Origin of the sequence: Pseudomonas sp. efr-133-TYG-103a, from assembly GCF_030209235.1 — a bacterium.
Lineage (GTDB): Bacteria > Pseudomonadota > Gammaproteobacteria > Pseudomonadales > Pseudomonadaceae > Aquipseudomonas.
Map to the genome: position 1 here is coordinate 20,098 of NZ_JARVSK010000005.1, position 13,869 is coordinate 33,966.

General features: G+C 53.7%; 12 protein-coding genes and 1 other RNA gene. 2 read left to right on the forward strand and 11 right to left on the reverse strand.

The features are described 5' to 3' along the window. Window positions 1-51: 51 nt before the first annotated feature. The 8 genes from QRN36_RS04340 to mqo all read right to left on the reverse strand — a co-directional run bounded on the left by QRN36_RS04340 (window position 52) and on the right by mqo (window position 8,787). Window positions 52-696 carry a DsbA family protein gene (locus tag QRN36_RS04340; RefSeq protein WP_285422962.1) on the reverse strand — a complete coding sequence of 215 codons (645 nt, stop codon included), beginning with the start codon at window positions 694-696 and terminating at the stop codon, window positions 52-54. After that, window positions 693-1,856 (reverse strand): FAD binding domain-containing protein, encoded by a 1,164-nt coding sequence (locus tag QRN36_RS04345; protein WP_285422963.1) that lies wholly within the window; start codon window positions 1,854-1,856, stop codon window positions 693-695. Before QRN36_RS04345 ends, QRN36_RS04340 begins: the two co-directional genes overlap by 4 nt. A gap of 280 nt (window positions 1,857-2,136) precedes the next feature. Then, the gene (locus QRN36_RS04350) at window positions 2,137-3,045 is read right to left on the reverse strand and encodes a LysR family transcriptional regulator (protein ID WP_285422964.1); all 909 of its coding nucleotides are present in this window, start codon (window positions 3,043-3,045) and stop codon (window positions 2,137-2,139) included. 158 nt (window positions 3,046-3,203) lie between these two features. Continuing rightward, window positions 3,204-4,469 carry an NAD(P)/FAD-dependent oxidoreductase gene (locus QRN36_RS04355; RefSeq protein ID WP_285422965.1) on the reverse strand — a complete coding sequence of 422 codons (1,266 nt, stop codon included), beginning with the start codon at window positions 4,467-4,469 and terminating at the stop codon, window positions 3,204-3,206. 128 nt (window positions 4,470-4,597) lie between these two features. Continuing rightward, window positions 4,598-5,440 (reverse strand): SDR family oxidoreductase, encoded by an 843-nt coding sequence (locus QRN36_RS04360; protein WP_285422966.1) that lies wholly within the window; start codon window positions 5,438-5,440, stop codon window positions 4,598-4,600. A gap of 54 nt (window positions 5,441-5,494) precedes the next feature. Beyond that, entirely contained in the window at window positions 5,495-5,905 is a 411-nt protein-coding gene (locus QRN36_RS04365; protein ID WP_285422967.1) for a heme-binding protein, read from the reverse strand. Between the two features lie 108 nt (window positions 5,906-6,013). Then, window positions 6,014-6,838, reverse strand: coding sequence for an alpha/beta fold hydrolase (locus QRN36_RS04370; protein WP_285422968.1), 825 nt, complete (start codon window positions 6,836-6,838; stop codon window positions 6,014-6,016). A gap of 299 nt (window positions 6,839-7,137) precedes the next feature. Then, the gene (mqo, locus tag QRN36_RS04375) at window positions 7,138-8,787 is read right to left on the reverse strand and encodes a malate dehydrogenase (quinone) (RefSeq protein ID WP_285422969.1); all 1,650 of its coding nucleotides are present in this window, start codon (window positions 8,785-8,787) and stop codon (window positions 7,138-7,140) included. Window positions 8,788-9,170: 383 nt separating this feature from the next. Here mqo and QRN36_RS04380 point away from each other — a divergent pair, with 383 nt between their 5' ends. Together QRN36_RS04380 and QRN36_RS04385 are read left to right on the forward strand one after the other, a co-directional pair. Next, window positions 9,171-10,043 carry an AraC family transcriptional regulator gene (locus tag QRN36_RS04380; RefSeq protein WP_285422970.1) on the forward strand — a complete coding sequence of 291 codons (873 nt, stop codon included), beginning with the start codon at window positions 9,171-9,173 and terminating at the stop codon, window positions 10,041-10,043. Between the two features lie 167 nt (window positions 10,044-10,210). Then, the gene (locus QRN36_RS04385) at window positions 10,211-11,320 is read left to right on the forward strand and encodes an alkene reductase (protein ID WP_285422971.1); all 1,110 of its coding nucleotides are present in this window, start codon (window positions 10,211-10,213) and stop codon (window positions 11,318-11,320) included. Window positions 11,321-11,539: 219 nt separating this feature from the next. Here the strand turns inward: QRN36_RS04385 and QRN36_RS04390 are convergent, their stop codons facing one another. The 3 genes from QRN36_RS04390 to QRN36_RS04400 all read right to left on the reverse strand — a co-directional run bounded on the left by QRN36_RS04390 (window position 11,540) and on the right by QRN36_RS04400 (window position 13,787). Beyond that, window positions 11,540-12,799, reverse strand: coding sequence for an integrase domain-containing protein (locus QRN36_RS04390; protein WP_285422972.1), 1,260 nt, complete (start codon window positions 12,797-12,799; stop codon window positions 11,540-11,542). A 185-nt stretch (window positions 12,800-12,984) separates the two neighbouring features. Beyond that, window positions 12,985-13,376: a transfer-messenger RNA gene (gene ssrA / locus QRN36_RS04395) on the reverse strand. Window positions 13,377-13,496: 120 nt separating this feature from the next. Next, window positions 13,497-13,787, reverse strand: coding sequence for a hypothetical protein (locus tag QRN36_RS04400; RefSeq protein ID WP_093464370.1), 291 nt, complete (start codon window positions 13,785-13,787; stop codon window positions 13,497-13,499). Window positions 13,788-13,869 lie beyond the last annotated feature (82 nt).

The following is a 13,869-nucleotide window of genomic DNA, read 5'->3' on the forward strand; positions in this document are numbered from 1 at the left end:
GATAATCAGTTGACCCTGCAACGCTCTTAGCATTCGGTGCAACATAAGAAGTCACGCCGAGAGAATGGCCTCAATGTCGAGCTTGAATACGTCGGGTTTTCCGAGGTAGTGGCCAAGCGGCATGGAATGAAAGCCGCTGTTTTTTTCGACGATCAGAAATGGGACGCCTCTACCACCCAAGATACTTAGCATGCTATTGCTGTCAGCTATATGGCCCTCAAGATTTTCCTGTAACACTGCCTGATATGTCGTTGTAAACAGCTCGCGGTCGAACCCCGCTTCAACGGCTACTTCGAAGATAATGCGCGGGTCGGCGATTGCTCGGCCTTCCTGGTAATAAGCGATTTGCAGTCTCTTGAGCATCTCAACGCCACGACCGCCGATTTTTTGAGCGGTCAACATTGCAGCCGTCGGCGGGGAAGAGTCGAGTCGCACTGTGGTTTTATCCAGCACCTGTTCTAAATAGGCATCTGAAAAAAGTTGCTGACTCAAGGCGCTGATTCGTAGTTCGTGCGGCCGTACGAAGTCTCGCCATTCCGCGGAAACCATTTTACTTCGCTCATTCGACAGCATTCCGATTCCATGCACTTCGATCTTGAGTCCTGCTATCTCCGATGCGCTTGTGACAAGGGGCGCCGCTCCATAGCACCAACCGCAAAAAGGGTCGTAGAAGTAGTGCAAAGTTGCTAAGTTCATTTGATGTCTTCCTTATTTTTGGGGTTGATACTCATAATTCGATTGCCCATGTCAATTCCCCATTCGCTCATGCTAATCCCCAACTGCAATTGATCCCTTTCCCACGCTGCAAGGCTTTTATCGAGATCACTGCTGTTGGCGATGTGCTGAGCGAGCGTTACTGCATTCGTGGCCGCTTTGGCAGTACTGCCTGCGGTATGGGGTCGAGGTATGAATGCGGCATCACCCAATAACAACACCCGATTGAAGACCATCTTCGGCGTTTTGAGATCCAGAATGGACTGAACGAAAATGTCGTCGGTGCGACGAACCAACTCCAGAAAAGCGGGATTGAGTGCTTCTTCCGCTTTTTTGCGGAACGCAGCCTCCGGCTGAGCGCCCAACGCCCCCGGTGGGACTGAGTTCTTACGACGAAACCCGGTGTTATCGGTGAGCAATTGATCAAGCTCTCCTGCTTCGGCTGCTTTCAAATACCAGAGCCAATTGAATCTGCGCTCGCCTGGCTTTATCGAACCATCGACGCCCGGGATCATGTATTCGAGAATTAGAGATTCGGCATCTTGCTGGAATACAAAGTCTTCATATATCTGCTCTTTGGCAAATTGTGGAAGATCTGGCTCATTAACCAGCCCGCGCCATACTACGTAACCCGAGTAGGTGGGGTGTGTGTTTGGGAGCACCAGGCCTCTTACCGTTGAGCTGCCTCCGTCCGCGCCGATCAATATGTCGCCATGGGCCATTGATCCATCTGCAAAATATGCAGTTACTCCATTGTCTTTTTGGTCAAGTGTGACGAGCTCTCGGCCCTTGTGATAGTTATCTTCAGGAAATACTGATATGAGATTACTGTAAAGGGTATTCCAGGATGTTTGTGTTTGTGGCGAATAATGTTTATGTCTAATATCACCGGTGCGCGTCAGATAAGTTCGATTATTTGACTTTACCCCCAGAGCATTTGAATTGTTGATTCCCGAAAACCTGAAAGCTTCCAGAACTTCAGGCTGCAATACAATTCCACCGCCACGGCTATCCAGAGTCGCAGCCGAACGTTCATAAATTTCTACCTCCCAGCCTGTCGAACGAAGCGCTGTGGCAGCGAACAACCCTCCAAGCGAGCCTCCAATGACTAATGCTTTCTTGTTCGTACCTTTATCGGACATGATTTAAGGTTCCTATTTGATATTGTTCCAAGGCATATAAAATCAGCCGAGCTGACAAGCACTGCTAACTTGAACTCGAGCCAGAGCCGTTGCGGCTCAAAAAGGCTTCTAATCCAGAAGTTTGCGTTTACCAGTTGTTCGGGTTGAGAAGAGAAAAGTTCATGTTTTTTTCCTTAAGAGGCGTGTCGAGGTCTTAAGATAAACTTCAGAGTGGAAAGCTGGAATGGGTTGGTCACGCAACGCCTCGTTGCAGCAATTGCAATGATCAGCTCATCTGGTATCAGGTGCCGTTTTTTAGCACATGAGAGAGGAACGAGATGAAAGCATTCACACGACGAGATCCGCGCTGGTTGGGTAAAAATAGCGCTGAAATGGAGTCGCTTGCACTGTCAGGATTGACTACATAACGCTCGAACAAAGGAGTAAGTTTTCCTGAGAGGATGTCGTCCTGGACAATCCAGTCTGGTAGCAGGGCGATTCCTGCTCCAGCTAAAGCAAGCTCACGTAAGACTTCTGCATTGTTGCTCTTGAACCTTCCTGTCGCAGTAATTTTCGATACGGCGTCGTCACCGTCTATAAAACACCACGTCTGATGAGATGGCCCATAGTTGAATCGTAGGCATTGGTGACGCTCCAGATCACTCACGATCTCCGGGAAACCGTGGCGTTGAATATAATCCGGGCTACACACGACCTTTCTTCTGAACCTGCCGATGACGCGACAAACAACGCCGTCCAGAATCGCAGGAGATCCTAGCCTGATAGACAGATCGACCCTGTCGATGACCATGTCCAGAATGCTATCGGTCAGGGTGATGTCTAGTTCCAGTTTTGGATACGTGGACATAAACATCCCCAAATCGGGAGAAATAATGCACCGACCGAAGGCCGAGGGCACGGATATGCGTAACGGGCCACTGGCCTCTTCCGCATTATCGCCGATGGCTGCATCTGCATCCGCTAAATCTTCCAGGACTCTCCTAGCCCGTAGGTAATAAGCGGCGCCTGCATCAGTGACAGTTATCTGTCGGGTCGATCTGTTGACGAGTGCAGTACCCAGTTCCGCCTCTAGCGAATCGACCATTCTGGTCACAGTCGAAGTCGCCAGCGCCAGTTTTCTGGCAGCGGCAGAGAAACCATTGGCATCCACCGTTTCGACGAACATTTTGAGCGCGAGAAGTTTGTCCATCCGGGGCTCCGTTGTGGAGGGATTGAGACGGCCTTGAGCACGGCTATCCAAATTATGGGAAGTTGACGAAAATATTCCGCGCGGCTTACGCTCATTGAGCCCCATCAACGCACGTATATTTGGCGCCTTCGAAGCTACGCCTGGATAAACAGGAGAATTCAGGTTTGAGCCAAATGTTGGTGTACGAAGGCCACGGCCATGGCGCCTTCCCCGACGGCGGTTGCAACTCTTTTAATCGAGCCGTGGCGCACATCCCCGACGGCGAAAGAGCCAGGAACGCTCGTTTCCAGATGAAATGGGAGTCGACTCAGGGGCCATGTATCAGGCAGCTTTCCATCCCTGAGCAAATCGTTTCCCGTGACAAGATAGCCGTGGGGATCACGCAAAATATGTGTATGTAAAGCCCAGCTGGTATTGGGATGACCGCCTATGCATGCGAATACATGGTGCGTCTCGACGTCATTTGTCTCGGCTGTCAGATTATTCCGGACAGTGATCGACTCAACCCGACTCCCGCCCTCGAGGGTAACGACTTCTGAATTCGTCTTGACTTGAATGTTATGCGTCGCCCTGATTTTTTTTACCAGGTAATCAGAAAGTTGTTCGCCCAAGTCACTGCGGCGCACGAGCATAATGACGTCTCGGGCATATTGGGAAAAATGGACTGCGGCCTGTCCTGCCGAGTTTCCTCCTCCTATGACGAAGACACGCTCACCCGCACACATGGGGGCTTCGCTGAATCCCGCGCCATAGAATAAACCGCATCCCAAGAATCGGGTTTCATCCGGGATATTCAGGCGACGCCATTCGACTCCTGTGGCACAGATGTTGGATTTCGCGATGATACGGCCACCGTCTTCGAGATCGACAACGATTTTATCGTCCACAAAATTGGCATTTACACCTTCTTTAAGATGCAGTATCTCTGCACCGAATCGCACAGCCTGTTGCCGGGCCCGCTCGGCCAGTTCGCGCCCACCGATTCCATTGGGAAAGCCCATGTAGTTTTCAATTAAGGAGGAACTTCCCGCTTGGCCACCCACGGCGTGACGTTCTATCAGCACTGTTTTTAAACCTTCAGATGCGGCATATACAGCGGCGCTCAGGCCTGCAGGTCCGGCACCGTAGATAGAAACGTCATATTCTTTGCGTTTCGGAGATCTTACCCAGCCAAGTTTGTGCGCCACGTCGTGTAGATTCGCCGAAAACAGCCAGCTTCCGTCGGGAAACTCACAAGCAGGTAACCGCGGATCATTGAGCGTGTCGATACCTGGGACTGTTTGGGCTGATGAGGCATTTAACTCAATCCAGTCATATTCGACAACACTCCGGCTTAGAAAATCTCTGATTTCGTAAGCTTTAGCCGAACTTGCGACACCGTGTACACGTAGGTGAGGCGTTCCGTTTGTTATGCTGTGAGCCATCTCTAACTCTCCAGGATCTTGGCGCCGCCCTGCGGCGTCAAGCAATGGGATATCAAGAGTCCAGTAGTTCCGTAACAACGTCAGGGGGTGTAGCCCCAACTGAATGACTGTATAAGTAACGCATGAAATTAAACCGGTGTTCCGGGCTCGATGTTGTAAGCCTTGTCTACAAGCTCATGCCTGTGACCCAACCCGTCAGTGGTTTTGCGCTCCCACACCGCTTCAATCTGGCGACGCTGTCCATCGACAATCTCTTTGGGCTCGACATTGCGGTAGCTGTCGACCTCTCCGGTGATGACCCTAAAGGTAGTTTGATACACGGGTTCGGGGTCGTATTGTTCGTGAGGGAACGCTAATTGGCTGTAGTCGAACAAGCGTTCAGATGGATCGTCCTGCCAAGTTTTCCACGTCTCGAACATACGGTCATTGAAGCCCGTCAGGAAGGGACCAGGATTGACAGTGGCGACTTCGACCCCAAACTCCTGCAGTTCCTGGCGCAACGCCTCTGCTATTGCTTCAATAGCGTGTTTAGATGACGAATAGGCCCCTGCGAATGGATCTGTAGTCAGGCCTGCAACAGAAGACATAAAGACGATCTTGCCCTTCTTTTTCAACACCATCTTCTTGGCGATCGCCTGAGTCAACAACACGGGCCCGATGACGTTTACCTCATACTGACGACGCAGGTTTTGCTCAGGGATATCAACCACCGACCCGCCTTCTGAAATCCCGGCATTGTTTAACAATACATCGACCCCCCATTGCGCGGCCCTGAGCCGGTCGCGTTCATCTGTGACGTCAAGCTTCTCGATGCGCAAAATCACTCCACGACTTTGGGCTTCCTGAGACAGGCTGTATATCTGTGCGGTAATTTCAACACCGGCGATGACATCCAGACCGTCAGCGGCCAACCGCAGCGCAACCTCTCGGCCGAATCCGCTACCCGCTCCTGTTATAAGTACGGTTGTCATAGGTTCTCCTCTTTAGAAATTTAGACTTGCGGCTTACTGGAATGTATGAGGCATTTAAAGCACCGCTTCTGCCGCCTCGGCCACCTCGCGGTCCTGTTCTGCAGTTCCACCGCTCACGCCGACCGCTCCTACGAGGTCATGACCGAACTTCAGCGGAATACCTCCTGCAAAGGTGATAATGCGTCCCTCGACGGTATTGGAAACTCCGTAAAGCTGGCCGCCCGGTTGGGCATCTTGACCGAGTACATGGGTTGGAAGTTTGCAAGCCAGGCTCGTGAATGCCTTATTGATCGAGTGACTGATGCTTGCGATTTGCGCACCGTCCATCCGTACATGCGCCAAGAGGTTACCGCCAGCGTCGACGACCGCAATATTGCTGGGTGAGCCTATCGCCTTCGCCTTGGCTTCTGCGGCACAAATTAAGCGTTTCGCGTCTTCGAGAGACAAAGATGTAAGTTTCAACATGACTGGTAATCTCCTCGTCAGGGTGTGAAAGGTATGAGCCGTGGTGGTCTTGTCGTATCGCAAACACATATCCACCACTGTCCCCCATCAGAAGGCATGAACGATGTGTTACCGGTCTTTCAAAAATGCCAGCAGATCAGCATTGAGCTTCTCGGCATGAGTGGCCGCCAAGCCATGAGGTGCATCCTTGTATATTTTCAGCGTGGCATTTTTGATGATGTTGGCTGAGAGTTTCCCCGAGGCATCAATTGGCACAATCTGGTCGGCATCTCCATGAATGACGAGGGTGGGTACGTCGATCTTCAGCAAGTCTTGGGTGTAGTCGACTTCTGAAAATTCGTGAATACACAGATAGTGAGCCAAAATCCCGCCTGTCATTCCTTGAGCCCAGAAGGCATCTCGCATGCCTTGAGAAGCTATAGAGTCCGGAAGATTTGCGCCGAAAAATGGCCCTGACAGATCCTTGAAGAATTGCGAGCGATCTTTGGCGAGACCCTCGCGAATCCCGTCGAACACTGAGAGGGGCAGACCATTCGGATTGCTATCCGATTTGAGCATGATGGGGGGGACCGCACCCACGAGCACCGCTTTATCAATGCGCTCGGTCCCGTGGCGTCCGATGTAGCGAGCCACTTCGCCACCGCCTGTGGAATGGCCGACCAGCATGGCCCCTTTCAGGTCGAGATGATTGATGACGGCAGCGAGATCATCGGCATAGGTGTCCATGTCATTGCCTGTCGCCGTCTGACTTGAACGGCCATGTCCACGGCGGTCATGGGCAATGACCCGATAACCCTGCCGGACAAGGAACAGCATCTGGGGATCCCATGCATCCGCGTTCAGTGGCCAGCCATGGGAGAACACAACCGGAATGCCAGAGCCCCAGTCTTTGTAGAAGATTTGAGCGCCATCTTGGGTATTGACTACGGGCATCGTGCCACCTCTTTCAACGGTCGTTCATAAAGGTTTTCAACGCAGAAAGCTCAATGCTCGCCAGGTGAGGGCCTGTGCGCCTGTCGGCTCCTGTTTTTTACCATATACTAATTATCGGATGATAAACAACCTGTGGTCGCCGTCCATTACTAGCACTTCAGTACCCATTAGGATTGACCGAAAGTAGCAGCCCCCAGGGTGCGCTCTTGACGTACAACCAGTGATCATCTGCGAAAGTGCGCCAGGGTTTGGGCTCATGCGACCGTCCAGGCTGCATTACCGCAGCGCGGCAATTGACGTTACAACGCCATATCGTTTGCAGGCTTGCTTTCGGCCGGTTTGCTCGGTGCAGCCGCTGGAGCAGTGCCCGTGCCGACCGACAGGTCCAGTACCGGCGGCTTGTCCAGTTGCAGGACTTCGGCGGTGTAGTTCCACTCTTGCTGCACGGCAGCCGGCGAGTCGTTCAGCTTGGTGCCGTAGCTCGGCACGATCTGGCGGATCTTCGCTTGCCATTCAGGCGTCGCGACTTTGTCCTTGAAGACCTTTTCCATCACGTTGAGCATGATCGGCGCGGCGGTCGAAGCACCTGGCGATGCGCCCAACAGTGCGGCGATGCTGCCGTCCTGTGAGGAAACGACTTCGGTACCCAGTTTCAGCACGCCGCCTTTCTCGGCATCACGCTTGATGATTTGCACGCGCTGACCGGCTTGCCACAGACGCCAGTCTTCTTTCTTCGCGTGCGGGAAGTATTCCTGCAGCGCCTTGAAGCGATCGTCGTCGGACAGCATCAGTTGGCCGGCGAGGTACTCCACCAGCGGGTACTGCTCGATGCCCACTTTGGTCATCGGCCAGAAGTTGTGGGTGGTCATGCTGCTGAACAGGTCCAGGTAAGAACCTTCTTTCAGGAACTTGGTGGAGAAGGTCGCGAACGGGCCAAACAGGATCACGCGCTTGCCGTCGAGCACGCGGGTGTCCAGGTGCGGAACCGACATGGGCGGCGCGCCGGTGGAGGCGATGCCGTAGGCCTTGGCCATGTGTTGCAGGGCAACGTCCTGATTCTCGGTGACCAGGAACGAACCGCCGACCGGGAAGCCTGCGTAGTCACGGCCTTCCGGAATGCCGGATTTCTGCAACAGCTTCAGTGCGCCGCCGCCTGCGCCGATAAACAGGAACTTGGCGTCGGTCGCGCTGCTGGTGCCGTCCTTCAGATTCTTGTACTCGACGTGCCAGCTGCCATCGGCATTGCGGGTGATGTCGTTGACTTCGCTCGACAGCTTCAAGTTGAAGTTCGGGCGAGTCTGGAGCGCCGAGACGTACTGACGGGTGACTTCACCCCAGTTGACGTCGGTGCCGATCGGCGTCCAGGTGGTGGCCAGCTTCTGGTTCGGGTCACGCCCTTCCATCATCAGCGGGACCCACTTGGCGATCTGCGCGTGGTCTTCGGAGAACTGCATCGGGCGGAACAGCGGGCTCGCCTGCAGGGCTTCGTAACGCTTTTTCAGGAACTTGATGTTGTCATCGCCCCACACGAAGCTCATGTGCGGCGTGGAGTTAATGAACGAATGCGGGTTTTTCAGAACGGTCTGGCGAACCTGCCAGGCGAGGAACTGACGGGTCACCTGGAAGGCTTCGTTGATCTCGATGGCCTTGGCGATGTTGACCTTGCCGTCTTTGTCTTCCGGCGTGTAGTTGAGCTCGGCGAGACCGGAGTGGCCGGTACCGGCGTTGTTCCAGCCGTTGGAGCTTTCTTCGGCGACTTTGTCCAGACGCTCGACCATTTCCATGGTCCAGCCTGGCTCCAGCTCGTTGAGCCAGATACCCAGAGTCGAACTCATGATGCCGCCGCCGATCAGCAGCACGTCCACTTTTTTGCTTTCTGCGGCGTGTGCTTGAAGCATACCCACCGAAATCGCCAGACCCAGCAGGGCCTTGCCAGTCGTTTTGATCATTGCACGCAATCCAATTGATAGAACGTTATCCGCCTGCCGCTTGGGTCGAGGCGACACCGGTCTTGCTCACGTTAGGTTTGATATGATCCGATAGTGGGATTTGCTTGGCCTCCTGAGCATGTCGCTTCGTCGCGTCTCCGAAGTTAGTCCTGATAACGGCACGGCACGGCACGCCACGCCGTAAGCTTGTCATTTTGAAAAGGTCACGCTGATTATGTGTTACTCCCTACTTGCAGTACTTCCGGGTACTGCAAGTGAGCCATAGGATGCAGACACCCCTATAGATAGATAACGCCACGGTCTTGCCTGATCCCACCAGAATGACCTTGAAGGGTAAAAGTTGCCTGCTTGTGTGCCGACGTGCTTGATGCTCCAATAGATCAATGGATCAGATAACCGAACTACGCGATTTGATTTCTCGCCACGCTGTATACCCTGACTATCATCAAGCATTTCCATGCCTCATGGTTGCCCGACGTACTCAGCCGACACCTATAACCGGTTATACTGCCGAGCCTATTTTCGCGTTGCTTGCACAGGGGACCAAGCGTGTCGCTTGGGGGGACACGCTGCGCGAATACACGTCTGGCGAGTATTTTATTGCTGGCATCGAGATGCCGGTAATCGGTTACGTAATCGAGGCCAGCGAAAGTGAACCGTTTTTGGGTATTGGTCTGAGGCTAGACCGCAAGACCATCGCCAGGCTAATGGTTGAATCAGGTATTAAGTTGCAGTCGCAGACCGGCCCAGCCATCGCCGTAAGTCGAGCTAAACCTGATTTGATCGATGCAATTATTCGGATGCTCAGGCTACTCGATAATCCAGGCGATCTCCCAATCCTGGGGCCAGCCATCGAACGTGAAGTCTTCTGGCGAATCATGAATTGCGAGCAAGGAGCGATGGTGCGGCAATTAGGTTGCGCTGACAGCCGACTTACGCAGGTAACCCGCGCAGTTCAATGGATTAGGGAACATTACGAGAAGCCATTGCGCATCGAGGATATTGCTCAAGTCGCTAGCATGAGCGTGAACACTTTTTTCCGTCATTTTAAGGCCGCAACCTCATTGACTCCGATTCAATATCAAAAGCACGTTCGCCTGCATCAAGCCCGTATCATTCTCATGGGGGTTTCAGGTGACGTGGCGGCAGCAGGATATGCCGTAGGCTACCAGAGCCCATCTCAATTCAGCCGCGATTATCGAAAGCTGTTCGGCCATCCTCCAGGGGAAGATCTGGCGAACCTTGCGCGTGGCTGAGTGCTGAAGCGTTCATCGCTAACATATTTTTGCGTCGACGGAGCATCGCGTGATCTGCAACGCAACGTTGCAGGGCAGAGGTATTCTGCCGTTCGAAGTTCGCAGTTACCTTGCAAGCCTGAACACTCACTCAGGCCTTAAAGGTCTTTCTGCAAAAGGTATCGATCATGAATCTGTTCACTCCAATCAAAATCGGTCACAAAACCCTCAAGCATCGCGTAGCGATGGCGCCGCTGACGCGTTCCCGTGCCGGGCAACCCGGGAACGTCCCAACAGCTCTTAACGTTAAGTATTACCGTCAGCGAGGTAGCGCCGCACTGATCATTTCCGAGGCTTCCCAGATATCCCAGCAAGGGCAGGGCTATGCCTGGACGCCTGGTATCCATACTTCAGAGCAGGTGCAAGGCTGGAAAGCTGTGAGCGACGCGGTGCATGGCGAGGGCGGGGTAATTTTCCTACAGCTTTGGCATGTCGGTCGAATCTCTCATCCCGTTTTTCAGCCCGACGGTGGTCTGCCCGTCGGACCGAGCGCGTTAGCCGTGCCTGATGGAAAAACCTTCATCGCCGATAAGGATGGCAATGGTATGTGGGCGCCGGTACCAGTTCCTCAGGCGCTCACATTTGAAGGTATCCAGTTGATCATTTCGGATTATCGCGCTGCGGCACGCAACGCCATGTTGGCAGGTATGGACGGGGTGGAAATCCACGCTGGCAATGGTTATCTGCTGGACCAATTCATTGACTCCAATAGCAACAAGCGCGATGACAGCTATGGGGGCAGCATTGAAAATCGTGCGCGTTTTTTATTGGAGGTGACCAAGGCCGTTATTGAGGAAGTCGGTGCTGATCGGGTATCCGTCAGGCTCACGCCAATGGGGCGCTTCATGGGTATGGGCGACGAAACTCCAGAGGAAACATTTGGCTACATCGTGCGACAGCTGGACAAAATGAATCTTGCTTATCTTCACTTGGTAGAGCCAGCAATCGTGGGTATCGTACGAGACGAAAACTATGATCCGCGGTGGGACTCGATTATTAGGCACTTGAGGGCCCAATACACGGGAGTTGTGATGCTGGCAGGCGGTTATGATGAGCAAACAGCGGAAGCTGCTCTGGCCAGTGGGAGAGGGGATATCATTGCATTTGGTCGCCCGTTTCTTGCCAACCCGGATCTGCCTGCTCGCTTTAAATCGGGTGCGCCATTGAATTTAGCCGATCCCACTACATTCTTTGGTGGTGGCGAATCCGGTTACATCGATTATCCAGCTTTGGCGTGACTGCACTTATGCTGTCAGTTTCCCTTGAGCGAGTCGCTCGTTAATAATGTCACTGAAATACGACTTACTGATCATGGTCCAATCTTTTGGATTCAAAGCATGATTCTTTCGCCATTGCTTCTTAGGTGCCTAGCGATGGGAGTTTTGTGGCGAGAGTCGCAAGCCTTATGGCCATGCTGTATGCAACGGGCCGCCGAGGATTCCGCCGTCGATAGCCTATCACTTAGGTAGTGAGAAAACGTCGCCCGCCTTGGTTTGGTTGATCGCAGATGCCGACAAACTGCCGGTCGCTGCTTTCTGGACGTGATCGCTCCACCACGCCATCATCGGGCGACGGCGTTCGATGTAGTCCGCCCTGTTGTATGCGCTACGAACTTCGTCCTTGTCGACATGCGCCAGCGCGACCTCGATCAGCTCCGGATCCCAGCCATGCTCATTCAGGATGGTGCTCGCCATCGAGCGTAAGCCGTGGCTGACTAAGCGGTCCTGAAAACCCATGCGCTTCAGCGCCATGTTCGCGGTCTGGCTATTGGCATGGGTGCGGGGATTTCTATCGGAGGGGAACACGTACTCTCTGTTACCACTGAGTTGCTTGAGCGTCTCTAGTAACGAAAGTGCCTGATCGGTAAGAGGAATTGAGTGAGGGCGACGCTTTTTCATGCGCTCTGCTGGAATGGTCCAAATGCGCTTGTCGAAGTCGATGTCTGCCCATCGGGTGGTCGCCGCCTCGGCAGGACGAGTCATCGTGTGCAGTTGCCATTCGATCAGGCAGCGAGTCGTGCGCTTGATGCTGGCGTTCGCGATTTCCATCATAAGCTCGGGCAGCTCTTCAGGTGGTAGCGCGGCCATGTTCTCTTTCTTGGGCTTCTTGAACACTGCCCGAATTCCATTGAGGGGGTTCGCGAATATCAGCCCGGAGTTGACCCCGTAGGTCATGATCTCGTTGAGCCGTTGGCTCAACCGCTTCACCGTTTCGAGACTGCCTTTGGCCTCAATTGGACGTAGGATCTTGATGACCATCGGGGCGCTGACTTGCGAGAGCGGCGTTGTTTTCATACTTGGGAAAACATGAAGCGTCAGCGATCGCCAAATGTCTTCGGCGTAGGCTTTGGTTACGGAGTCTTTCTTCAACTCGAACCAGGCAGTGGCTACCTTCTCGAACGTGTGTTCAGTTTCAGCGAGCTTGGCTTGCCGTACCTCATCGCGTTTGGTTTTAGGATCAATTCCTTGAGCGAGCAACTCGCGTGCCTCTACGGCTTTCTTTCGGGCATTGGCTAACGAGAGGTCTGGGTATGGCCCGAGCGCCATATTGATACGGCTTCTGGTTAATGGCTCGCGATAATTGAAATTCCACATCATCGAACCGCTGGCGCGTACTCGAAGCTGCAAGCCATCGCCGTCGCTGAGGACGAAGTCTTTACCAGTTGCCTTGACTGCCTTGAGCCGGCGATCGGAGAGGGGGGGTGCGTTAGTAGGCATAGGGCTACCTCCAGCACCGTTTTGGTATCCTGAAAATAGCACCTGATAGCCCGGGATACCACCTGGGATACTAAAGCGCTTGGAACTCCAAAAACCTCGAAAGCTCCCCATAGCCCAGAAAGCCTTGTATTTACCGGATTTCAGGCACAAAAAAAGACGTCCGTGGACGTCTTTAGATGTCGAAGTGGTGGAGCCGGGGGGATTTGAACCCCCGTCCGCCAGTACTCCGCTTTCGGGCCTACATGCTTAGCCGTGTCTATTAAGTTAACCCTCAGCGACCCGACGGGCAGGGTGCTTTGGGCGAGCTGTGTAAGTTTTAGCCGATTCGTCCACAGCGTACTGCACGGCGATCCTGTTCTGTATGACAATCATTTCGGGTTTACAGGCATCCCCTGATGATTGCTGGAGCCGAAGCTACCAGAAGGAAGGCTAGCGCCGCTTACGCAGCGAGAGCTTGTTCCCCGTAGGTTTCGTCATTGGCAACTATAGAAAGTTGCAACAGTGGATTTACGACTTCTGTTACCAAGTCGGCATGCCCCTAGAGTTTCATCACCGGCGTCGAATCCTAATCGGCCCCAATTCTGCTGCTCTAGCAGTCAGGCCGCGGAGTGTACCCGAATCAATGAGATACGTCGACTCCGCGCCTCGTGTCGCGTCACCCAGCCAGCCCGGAGGCTGGCTATCGTGTCTGCGGCACTTACTTGGCGTTGCCGCCGTCGGAACCGTCACCGCCGGTTTTCAGCGAGGTGATTTCCTTGGTGGTCAGCTCGATGCATTCCTTGTCATTGCCAGCCTTCTGTGCAGCGGTGGCGCTGGCGATGGTCTTCTCCAGCTCCTCTTTGGAGTCTGCACTCATGTTGGTGCTGGTCGAAGTGTGAGCATCCTTCAGCGTCTGCAGGTTTGCACCGCACAGGTCATCAGCGGCGAATACCGGGGAACCCAACAGTGCAGCGGTAAGAAACAGTCCAGTCAGTGCTGTGCGCTTCATGTGTATCTCCTTGAGCCTGTGGACTCGGTAGGGCCGGGGTGTCAGGCCGATGTCCGAGATAGAGGAATAAGCGCCAGCGAGT

Bases quoted from the DNA above. Each gene is read 5' to 3' on its own strand.
- QRN36_RS04340 (WP_285422962.1), bottom strand. From the start codon at position 696: ATGAACTTAGCAACTTTGCACTACTTCTACGACCCTTTTTGCGGTTGG.
- QRN36_RS04345 (WP_285422963.1), bottom strand. From the start codon at position 1,856: ATGTCCGATAAAGGTACGAACAAGAAAGCATTAGTCATTGGAGGCTCG.
- QRN36_RS04350 (WP_285422964.1), bottom strand. From the start codon at position 3,045: ATGGACAAACTTCTCGCGCTCAAAATGTTCGTCGAAACGGTGGATGCC.
- QRN36_RS04355 (WP_285422965.1), bottom strand. From the start codon at position 4,469: ATGGCTCACAGCATAACAAACGGAACGCCTCACCTACGTGTACACGGT.
- QRN36_RS04360 (WP_285422966.1), bottom strand. From the start codon at position 5,440: ATGACAACCGTACTTATAACAGGAGCGGGTAGCGGATTCGGCCGAGAG.
- QRN36_RS04365 (WP_285422967.1), bottom strand. From the start codon at position 5,905: ATGTTGAAACTTACATCTTTGTCTCTCGAAGACGCGAAACGCTTAATT.
- QRN36_RS04370 (WP_285422968.1), bottom strand. From the start codon at position 6,838: ATGCCCGTAGTCAATACCCAAGATGGCGCTCAAATCTTCTACAAAGAC.
- mqo (WP_285422969.1), bottom strand. From the start codon at position 8,787: ATGATCAAAACGACTGGCAAGGCCCTGCTGGGTCTGGCGATTTCGGTG.
- QRN36_RS04380 (WP_285422970.1), top strand. From the start codon at position 9,171: ATGGATCAGATAACCGAACTACGCGATTTGATTTCTCGCCACGCTGTA.
- QRN36_RS04385 (WP_285422971.1), top strand. From the start codon at position 10,211: ATGAATCTGTTCACTCCAATCAAAATCGGTCACAAAACCCTCAAGCAT.
- QRN36_RS04390 (WP_285422972.1), bottom strand. From the start codon at position 12,799: ATGCCTACTAACGCACCCCCCCTCTCCGATCGCCGGCTCAAGGCAGTC.
- QRN36_RS04400 (WP_093464370.1), bottom strand. From the start codon at position 13,787: ATGAAGCGCACAGCACTGACTGGACTGTTTCTTACCGCTGCACTGTTG.